Annotated in this window: 8 protein-coding genes; 2 read left to right on the top strand and 6 right to left on the bottom strand. The window is 55.0% G+C overall.

All coding sequences use genetic code 11. From position 1 onward, the window contains the following. The 4 genes from B3Z49_RS09305 to B3Z49_RS09290 form a co-directional block, all read right to left on the bottom strand. Positions 1–282 (bottom strand): PAS domain-containing protein (locus B3Z49_RS09305; protein WP_296990277.1); only part of this gene is annotated, 282 nt, incomplete at its 3' end. Then, complete coding sequence (locus tag B3Z49_RS09300; protein WP_296990275.1) at positions 282–1,484, bottom strand: HD domain-containing phosphohydrolase; 1,203 nt, start codon at positions 1,482–1,484, stop codon at positions 282–284. The genes B3Z49_RS09300 and B3Z49_RS09305, both read right to left, overlap by 1 nt. 12 nt (positions 1,485–1,496) lie before the next feature. Further along, positions 1,497–2,720: a response regulator gene (locus B3Z49_RS09295; RefSeq protein WP_296990273.1), complete on the bottom strand. Its 1,224-nt coding sequence runs from the start codon at positions 2,718–2,720 to the stop codon at positions 1,497–1,499. Positions 2,721–2,851: 131 nt separating this feature from the next. Continuing rightward, the gene (locus B3Z49_RS09290) at positions 2,852–4,075 is read right to left on the bottom strand and encodes a response regulator (RefSeq protein WP_296990271.1); all 1,224 of its coding nucleotides are present in this window, start codon (positions 4,073–4,075) and stop codon (positions 2,852–2,854) included. A 354-nt stretch (positions 4,076–4,429) separates the two neighbouring features. On the opposite strand from B3Z49_RS09290, the gene B3Z49_RS09285 reads away from it, so the two are divergent. Both B3Z49_RS09285 and B3Z49_RS09280 read left to right on the top strand, forming a co-directional pair. Continuing rightward, complete coding sequence (locus tag B3Z49_RS09285) at positions 4,430–5,701, top strand: pentapeptide repeat-containing protein (RefSeq protein ID WP_064780030.1); 1,272 nt, start codon at positions 4,430–4,432, stop codon at positions 5,699–5,701. Between the two features lie 182 nt (positions 5,702–5,883). Continuing rightward, a complete protein-coding gene (locus B3Z49_RS09280) occupies positions 5,884–7,158 on the top strand; it encodes a pentapeptide repeat-containing protein (RefSeq protein WP_296990263.1) in 1,275 nt (424 codons plus the stop codon). An 81-nt stretch (positions 7,159–7,239) separates the two neighbouring features. Here the strand turns inward: B3Z49_RS09280 and argJ are convergent, their stop codons facing one another. Further along, a complete protein-coding gene (gene argJ / locus B3Z49_RS09275; protein ID WP_296990260.1) occupies positions 7,240–8,469 on the bottom strand; it encodes a bifunctional glutamate N-acetyltransferase/amino-acid acetyltransferase ArgJ in 1,230 nt (409 codons plus the stop codon). 188 nt (positions 8,470–8,657) lie between these two features. Next, positions 8,658–9,029: peptidylprolyl isomerase (locus B3Z49_RS09270; RefSeq protein WP_296990258.1), on the bottom strand; the 372-nt coding region annotated here is incomplete at its 5' end.

Genomic DNA, 9,029 nt, shown 5'->3' with positions numbered 1-9,029 from the left:
TGCGCGCAGGATTTCGGCGGCTGATTTGTTGAAGTCCTGGATCATGCCGGTGGCATCAATGATCAGGATCCCCTCGACAACGCTATCAAGAATGGTTTTGAGCCGCTGCATGGTTTCCAGCTTGCGGCGCTTCTGTTCCCCCATCAGTGCCAGGAAGTGGGCGCGAACGTCCTCTGGCGCATCAATTTCCTTGGCAGCCTCAAGCAGGTCCGCCCCCGATGTCAGATCGGACGTGCCACTCAGGATCTTGGTGTCGTGCAGGTTTTCAATCTTGTCAGACATCAGGCCTCTCCGCCCGCGGCAATCTGATCATGCCCGCCGCGGCGGACACGAATGGGCTCATGAAACTGGTGAAGTTCCTGAAAAACGCGCAACCGCTGGATCTGAATTTCGGAAACGTAGTTGCCATGGGTCAGCAAGATATGCCCGTCACGCGTTTCGATATCGGTCAAAAGGAAATCCCCGATCCGCAGGTTCTTGAGGTAAATGTCATGCTCCGTCCCGGTCGGATAGGCGACTTTGTCGTAGGACGGGTCTTCCTGGGCAAGGACCGCTTCGATCTGGCTCAGCAGTTCGGGGTCATAGCGTTCGGGCTTGTGGCGCAACTCGTCAAAGTGCTGTTTGACGACAAGATCACTTTCGACAATTTTGCCAAGGTCGTTGAAAATCCGAAGGACCCGCGCACCCAACGGAATTTCCGTGCCAAGCGGGCCTTCGGCCGGGAAGCCCGATCCGTCAAAATTGCGGTTTTGCAGATAGACAATACCGGCAACGTGTTCCAGACGCGGGATATTGGAAATCAGTTTGCGTGCCACTTCGGGCGTGCGTCGGACAACGTCACGTTCAAGCGGTTGAAGTGGCTTTTCATCGCCAAGGCGGGCAAGGATTTCCGGCGGTAGGGAGACATAACCAATTGGCGCCAGTAATGCGGCCAACCCCAATTCCCACGGATGCGGGTAGCCGATCTGTTTGGCAATGGTATCGCACCAAAGCTTGGCGCGCATCGCCTTGCCAAAAATCGCCGGGTTAAGTTGTGCCAGCACCTCGGTCAGGACCTTTACACTGCCTGCCAGGGTCTGTTCGATCAGCGCCTTTTCCGCGGTGATCAACTGATATTGTCGCAAGCCCGCCTTAACACCGGCAATCAGGTCTTCATCCTCGCACGGCTTGTTGAAAAAGCGGAAAATATGCCCCCGGTTGATTGCTTCGACCGCGGTATGCTGGTCGGCATTGCCGGTCAGCATCATGTTGACCGTGTCGGGGCTGAGTTTGGTAACCTCGGCCAGTAGCTTCACACCGTCCATGTCGGGCATGCGCATGTCGGCAACACAAACCGCATATTTGTTGCCCGCCTTGAATTTCTCAAGCGCCTGAAGCGGGCCGACCGCCGTGTCGAAATCGAACTTGCCGCGCAGCTTGCGCTTAAGTCCCATCAACAGGTTTTCATCGTCATCAACGAAGAGTACAGGGGGATTCTGTGTCATCATCTCTCTCCCTTACATGTCCATTTCGCGGTATTTTTCTTCGACCACGCGGGCAATTTCGCGCCAGACCGGCAACCGGTCGGCTTTTCCCAGACGTTCAAGATATTCAAGGTCAATGCGGCTTTCGGGGGCCCGACCAGTACGGCTTTCAATGGCGACTTCGCGGGCCAGGTGCTGGGCGATATAGATTGCGCTAAGCGCATTCATTTCTGTATGCCGCGTGTCTTGCGGGCGATGGTGATAGGCAACCGTCTGCACCATGGCGCTTGGAAAGCCCCACAGACCCAAAAGGTACGCACCGATTTCCGGGTGGGCCGCGCCAAACTGGTCACGTTCGGCAACGTTGATCGGAATGTCTTCGGTTTCGACCCGCTTGATGACCTCGGCCATTTCATTGGCGCGATAGGCATAAAGGATCAAACTGCCGGTATGACTCAGCATGCCTACAGCGGCCATGACACTGATTACTTCCTTCGGAAGCTTCTCCTGCTCGGCGATCAAGGTGGCGACAACGCCAAGCTGCTGGCTGCGTTTGCACAGTTGCATCATCCGCGTGACCGCCGGCTTGGGGCCGTCAAAACTGCGAAACAGACCGATAAACAGGGCAAGCGCCTTAAGCGTATCGACGCCAATCATGCGAATAGCTTGCGAGACAGATGTGATTTTCTGGCTGACCGCAAAATACGCAGAATTGGTCAGCTTCAGGATTTCGGCGGTTAACGCAATGTCCGATGCAACGATGGCGGTAAGCTGCTCGTTGCTGGTCAGCGGGTTTTCCAGTGCCTTGACAAGGTTGGTATAGGTTATCGGCGGGGAGGCCAGTGCATCAATCCCGCCAACAAGTGCACGCAGGTCCGGATTGGTCAGAAGGTTACGCAGATCAAGCGCGTTCTCGATGGTTTCGACCAGCATCTGATCATCACACGGTTTGGCCAGATACTGATGCGCCGGGCCAACCGTGCGCAGGATTGCCTCTTCCTCGGCAAAACCCGAAAGAATGATACGCGCGCTATGCGGGTGTTTTTCCTGCATCATGGTCAAAAGTTCTGCGCCATCGGTTCCGGGCATGCGCATGTCGGAAACGACGACATCCGGTTCCATTTCGGCAGCCTTCGCCAAGGCGCTTTCGGCGTCATGCGCGAAATGCAGCTCCCAGCCGGACCGGACCGAGCGTAACCGGCGACGCAAACCATCCAGAATATTTTTGTCATCATCGACAAAAAGGATGACGCTCATTTTCACCTCATGCGTGTGCTCCATGGTCTATACATGGGGCCTGCAAAGGATCTTTGATAGTCCGCATATGTGGAGGGTCGTGTCCTTTTTGCCCCTTTTTTCTGATGACGGAGCACATCAGGACACGTGATCTAGTTATTGGTCAGTTCGCGGTATTTGTCGGAAACAACAGCCGCAATATTGGTCCATTCTTCGATGTGGCTCTGCTTGCCGATCTGGGCGAGATATTCCTGATCGATCGTGCTTTCGACCGTCCGTCCGGCATCACGATCGGCAATTTCGCATGTCAGATGTTGCGCAACATAGATCGCCGTCAGGGCGGTCATTTCCCGGTGCGGTAAATCCATTGGCCGATGGTGATAGGCAACCGCCTGAATGACAGGTGCCGGGAAACCCCACAATCCCAGCAAATAGGCACCGATTTCGGCATGTCCGGCCCCGAATTGTTCGGCCTCCGCCTGATCAATTGAAATGCCTTCTTTTTCAACCCGGTCAATGACCGCCTGCATCTCATCAGGACGCTTGGTGTAAAGGATCAACGTCCCGATGTGACTAAGCATCCCGATGGATGGCACAGCATGACAAATTTCACGCGGAAGCCGTTCATATTCGGCAATCAGGGCTGCGGTAACGCCAATCTGCTGGGAGCGGTGGCACAGGCGCTTAAGATTGGCTGCCTGACTGGCCGGGCCGTCAAAGCCGCGATACAGACCGACAAAAAGGGCCAGTGCCTTAAGCGTTTCCATCCCCAGCATCCGGACCGCATGCGCGACCGACGAAACATTCTGCGTCACTGCGAAATAGGACGAGTTGGTCAGTTTCAAAACTTCGGTGGTCAGTGCGATATCGGACTCAACAATTTTGCTGATGGTATCAAGCGCGTAGTTCGGGTTCGAAAAGGCCGTTTCCAGACGCATATAGGTGTCGGGCGGCGAGGCGAGGCTCTTGGAGCCAGCGACAAGGGTTCTAAGTTCGGGGCTTCGCAACAACTGACGCAGACCCAGTGCGTTTTCGATACTGTCGACCAGGGTTTCATGATCGCAAGGCTTGCTCAGAAACTGGTGCGCCGGGCCGATGGTGCGCAGATAGGATGCGTTATCAGCATGACCGGTCAGAATGATACGTACGGCATCGGGATGGGTTTTCTGCAAGGTTTCAAGCAAGGTCACACCGTCCATGCCAGGCATCTGGATGTCTGAAACGATGACGTCGAGATCCTTGTTTTCGGCAAGTTCGATGGCCTCAGACCCGCTATTTGCGAAATAAAGGTTCCACTCGGGACGGGTGCTGCGCAGACGTCGGCGCAATCCGTTCAGGATGTTGGCATCATCATCAACAAACAGAATGTGGTGCATTTTACCCGCTTCTTCTTAAATACATTTTGCAGATGGGGGCGGGCGGAACCCCATACAAGATCGCAAAATCACAGGTGGGTTCCTTGCGCGGTCCGGCCGATATATGGCGCTGCCGTTGCAAACACATTGCCCCGCAATATCGATCGCAGATTGTCAGATCCGCAACCGGCCGCAAGAAAACCATGCAACGCGATAAGTATTGTGTAATCATATATTTATGCCAGTGAACCAGGGGGCTTAATTGTCATGTTTTGTCAGAATGTTCACTGTCATTGAAGGGTATACTTTATAAGAATTCTTGGAACCGCGGCGTCCATGCGCTGTTTCCGATTGATCGGGGGTACCACCCACCAGATGACAACACGCACCGAACTGGTTGATGCAATCAAAAAGCATCAGCTCTTTGTCATGAAGCAGCCCGGCGGTCGGCGATTGCAGCTCCGCAATGGCAACCTGTCGCGCATCAAGATGAGCAAGATCAGTCTTGAAGATGCGGTGCTTCCCGGTGCCAATTTCATCCAGGCCCAGATCCAGGATGTCAAATTTGATTTCTGTGATCTGTTCGGAACCAACTTTGTCGAGGCCAATCTCGAAGGTTCAAGCTTCATGCGCGCCGACTTGCGCGGTGCCAACATGGCGCGCGCCAAACTGCGTAATGCCAACCTGACGGGGGCTGATCTTAGATCCGGTGTGATGGTGATTGTTGATGCCGGACGCGAAAAAAAGGTCAAACGACAAACGGATCTGACCAATGCAGACCTTCAGGGATCGGTGATGTCCGGTGCCAATCTGGCCGAAAGCAACATGTCCGGTGCCCGGCTTGCCGATGCGGATCTGAGCGACGCCAACATGTTTGCCGTCAACCTTGCCGGCGCGGATCTTTCGGGCTGCAACCTGTCGGGCGCAAAGCTCAAAAACGCGAACCTCAAGGGTGCAAAGCTCAAGGATACGCTTTTGCTTGGCACGGACTTGTCGGGTGCCAATCTGCGCAATGTTGATCTGGCGAACGTTGATCTGTCTCAGGCCAATACGTCAAACTCGATTGGCAGCAAGGCGGCAACGCCGTTGCCCGATGATATTCGCATCTTGCTCAATGCCCACACCGAGTGGCTGACAAGTGGCGGCATTTCGGGCGCACGCCTTGATGTGACCGGTCGTGATCTGACCGAACTTGATTTCACGGGGTTTGATCTTTCAGCGGCATGTTTTGATGATTGCATCCTGCGCGGTGTTTTGCTGGTCGATACCATTCTGGTCATGGCATCGATGCGCAATGCCGATTTGTCCCGCGCCCGGCTGAGTGGTTCGATCATGAACGGTGTGCGGATGTCATATGCCAACTGCACCAAGGCCGTGCTTCAGGGCGTCAAGTTCGGTGGCGTCGAACAGCGCGATGCCAAGGGACAAAAAACAGGCGAGGTCTGGCGCGCAGACCTTCATGCGACGGACTTTTCACACGCCGACCTTCGAAACTCGGTTTTCGATGAGCCCCACATGAAGGGGGCCAAGCTTTGCAAGGCCAATATTTCCGGTGTTGCCTTTGGTGAAACGGACTTAAGCGACGTCGATCTTGACGGTACCAACACCGGCTCGATTCTGACCGGAATCATCCCCGGTAAGGTTTAGGATCTAATCCTGCCAGGGTGCAGATTCACTAAGCGTTCGGATAGTTTTCCCCACTTTTTAAAGACTTAAAACGTCCCAATGTCGCGCAATGTCTTAAACAAATTGCGTTGCGGGGAAACTGCGTCATTCTATAATCCAGAATAACAAAAATCTAATTTAGAATCTCTGGGGTTTTCTACTGAATGTCATCGCGTTCGGAATTGATTGATTCAATCAAGAAGCATCAACTTTATCTCAATCAAAAGCCGGGCGGGGTGCGCATGCAAAAGCGCAACTGCAATCTTTCCCGCATCAAAATGAGCAAGATCAGCCTGAAAGAGGCGGTCTTACCTGGTGCAAACTTCATACAGGCATCGGCGCGCGATGTTTGTTTCGATTTCTGTGACCTGTTTGGCGCGAACTTTGTTGAGGCCGACCTCGAAAATTCGACCTTTGAACGCGCCGATCTGCGTGGGGCCAATATGGCAAGGTCCAGTTTGCGCAATGCCAACCTGAACGGCATTGATTTGCGCGCAGGCATCATGGTGGTCCTTGAAGGGGCTCGTGAACGCACGGTCAAACGCGAAACCGACATGTCAAATACCGACCTCGAAGGTGCGATGATGTGGGGGGCCAATATGGCCGGTGCCAACATGTCGGGATCGCGCCTTGCCCATACGGATATGAGTGACGCCAACATGTTTGCCGTCAACCTCGAAGGCGCTGATCTGACCGGGTGCAAGATGAATGGTGCAAAGCTTCGCAATGCCAACCTCAAGGGGGCGAAGCTTGCCGGGACGGAACTTGTCGGGGCGGACTTAAGCGGTGCGAACCTGCGCAATGTCGACTTGAAGGATGTCGATTTGTCGCAGGCCAACACATCCTACTCAATCGGTGGCGGTACACCGACGGCCCCGCTGGTTGATGATATTCGCGAACTTGTAAACGGCCATAGCACGTGGCTGGCAACCGGCGGCAAAACCGGCATGCCAATGATTGCTGCCGGTCGCGATTTGTCGGGCATGGACTTTTCGGGCATGGACCTGTCCGGGGCCGTCTTTGACAAATGCATCCTGCGCGGCACGCTTTTTGTCGATACCATTCTTGCCATGTGTTCGATGCGCGAAGCCGACATGCATAAAATCCGCATGAATGGTGCTGTGCTGGATGGTGTGCGCATGGCCGGTTCTGATTGTAGCGAGGGCGTGTTCCAGGGCGTTCACTTTGGCGGTGTCGATCAGCGCGACAAGAAGGGTGAGAAGACCGGCGTCGTCTGGAATGCGGATCTTTCGGATGTCAATTTCGAACAGGCCGATTTGCGCAACTCGGTATTTGACGAAGCCAAGATGAAGGGCGCCAATCTGACCAAGGCAAACGTTGCCGGCGTAGCCTTTGGCGCCACGGATCTGAGCGAAACCGAGCTTGAAGGTGCCAATGTCGGCCTGATCCTAAATGGCTATATTCCCGGCAAGAGATAACCTCTGCCGATCACGGCCCGAAAACGCAAAACGCCGCCCTCAGTGAAGGCGGCGTTTTTTAGTGCGCAGGACTATGATCGCTTAGCTGCGGTAATCCGCATTGATCGAGATATAGCCATGCGTCAGGTCACAGGTCCAAACCGTGGCCGCACCATCGCCAAAGCCAAGATCGGCATCAATGTCGATATACTGACCCTTGATGTGGGCTTCGACCGGGCCTTCGTCATAATCGGCAACACGTTCACCGTTCTTGGCCAACGTAATGCCACCGATTGCAACGCTCAGCTTGTTTGGATCGGCCGTCACACCGCATTTGCCAACCGCCATGACGATACGGCCCCAGTTGGCGTCTTCACCGGCAATCGCGGTTTTGACAAGCGGGGAGTTGGCAATGGCCTTGGCGGCAGTCTTGGCTTCTTTTTCGTTCACGGCACCGGTGACCTTGACGGTGATGAATTTCGAAGCACCTTCGCCATCGCGGACGATCTGATGGGCAAGATCACGCAGTACGCCTTCAAATGCCGCCTTGAACGCGGCAAGTTCCGGATCGTTGACGTCACTAATCGCATCATTGCCCGCCTTGCCGGTGGCAGCCACCAGAAGCGTGTCCGAGGTCGAGGTATCGCTATCAACCGTGATCGCGTTGAAGCTGCGATTGTTGCAATCGGCCAGAATGGCCTGCAAAACGCTGTGCGGCAGGGCGGCATCGGTAAACACAAAGCTTAACATGGTTGCCATGTTCGGCTCAATCATGCCCGATCCCTTGGCGATACCGGCAATGGTCACGGTCTTGCCATTGATGGTCGCGGTGGCTGACGCGCCCTTGGGGAAGGTATCGGTGGTCATTATGGCCTTGGCGGCATCAAGCCAGCCAGCCTCATTGGCCAGAAGATCGCCCAGTGCATCGGTGATGCGGTTTGCCGTGGTCGGCTCGCCAATCACGCCGGTCGATGCGGTAAAGATTTCGGTTTTTGCACAGCCAAGTGCCTTGGACGCGGCTTCGACCTTGTCAGCAACGAACTTTTCGCCTGCCTTGCCGGTAAAGGCGACCGAGTTACCCGCATTGACAAAAAAGGCACGTGCCGTACCACCCTTAAGCGCCTCACGTCCCCAGCGGACCGCCGCCGATGCGGTGGTGGACGTGGTGAAGACACCGGCAACCTGCGTGCCTGGCTCAAGTTCGGCCAGCAGCACATCCGGGCGCCCCTTATAGCGAATGCCAAGGGTTGCGGTATGCAGTTTAACGCCAGCAATCGCCGGAAGGTCTGGGAATGCCGCAGGGGCAAGCGGTGAAATGGCAGTCGCAACCATCAGTGCAGTTTCCTTTATTGGATAAGTCGGTCCATCCTGCCGCAATGGCGACGAAAAGCAAGCGGCAGAATGAATTTACGCGATCAAATGATGTGTAAAAAACGGGGCGAAGCCAATGGCTGCACCCCGTTTTCGAATTCTCTGAAGCCAGTCGCGATCAAATGATACTGATCGCGAAGTCTGCGGGATTATTCCGCCGGCTTTTCCTTGGCGGCTTCTTCTGCGGCCTTCGCGGCTTCGATTTCGACATAGTTGACGATTTCGGCATCAGAACGCAGGTCTTCGACAAGTGCGTTAAACGCATCGCGGCTGATTTCGGCCACCAGCTGCTGACGGACTTCGTCAAGCGACGGCTGGGTGCCTTCTTTTTTCTCTTCAACCTTGATCACGTGCCAGCCGAACTGGGTCTGAACCGGCTCGCTCGAATAGGTGCCCGGTTCCATGGCAAAGGCTGCCTCGGCAAACGGTGCAACCATGTCGGCACGGTTAAAGAAGCCAAGATCACCACCGTTCGGGCCGGACGGGCCGGTCGATTTTTCTTTGGCGAGTTCGACGAAGTC

The sequence above is a fragment of the Thalassospira sp. UBA1131 genome, from assembly GCF_002311515.1.
Lineage (GTDB): Bacteria > Pseudomonadota > Alphaproteobacteria > Rhodospirillales > Thalassospiraceae > Thalassospira.
The sequence above is the reverse complement of the archived record's forward strand: the minus strand, read 5'-3'. Positions and strand labels throughout refer to the sequence as shown.

Coding starts and splice junctions, on each gene's coding strand:
- B3Z49_RS09300 (WP_296990275.1), bottom strand. CDS start 1,484: ATGACACAGAATCCCCCTGTACTCTTCGTTGATGACGATGAAAACCTG.
- B3Z49_RS09290 (WP_296990271.1), bottom strand. CDS start 4,075: ATGCACCACATTCTGTTTGTTGATGATGATGCCAACATCCTGAACGGA.
- B3Z49_RS09285 (WP_064780030.1), top strand. CDS start 4,430: ATGACAACACGCACCGAACTGGTTGATGCAATCAAAAAGCATCAGCTC.
- B3Z49_RS09295 (WP_296990273.1), bottom strand. CDS start 2,720: ATGAGCGTCATCCTTTTTGTCGATGATGACAAAAATATTCTGGATGGT.
- B3Z49_RS09280 (WP_296990263.1), top strand. CDS start 5,884: ATGTCATCGCGTTCGGAATTGATTGATTCAATCAAGAAGCATCAACTT.
- argJ (WP_296990260.1), bottom strand. CDS start 8,469: ATGGTTGCGACTGCCATTTCACCGCTTGCCCCTGCGGCATTCCCAGAC.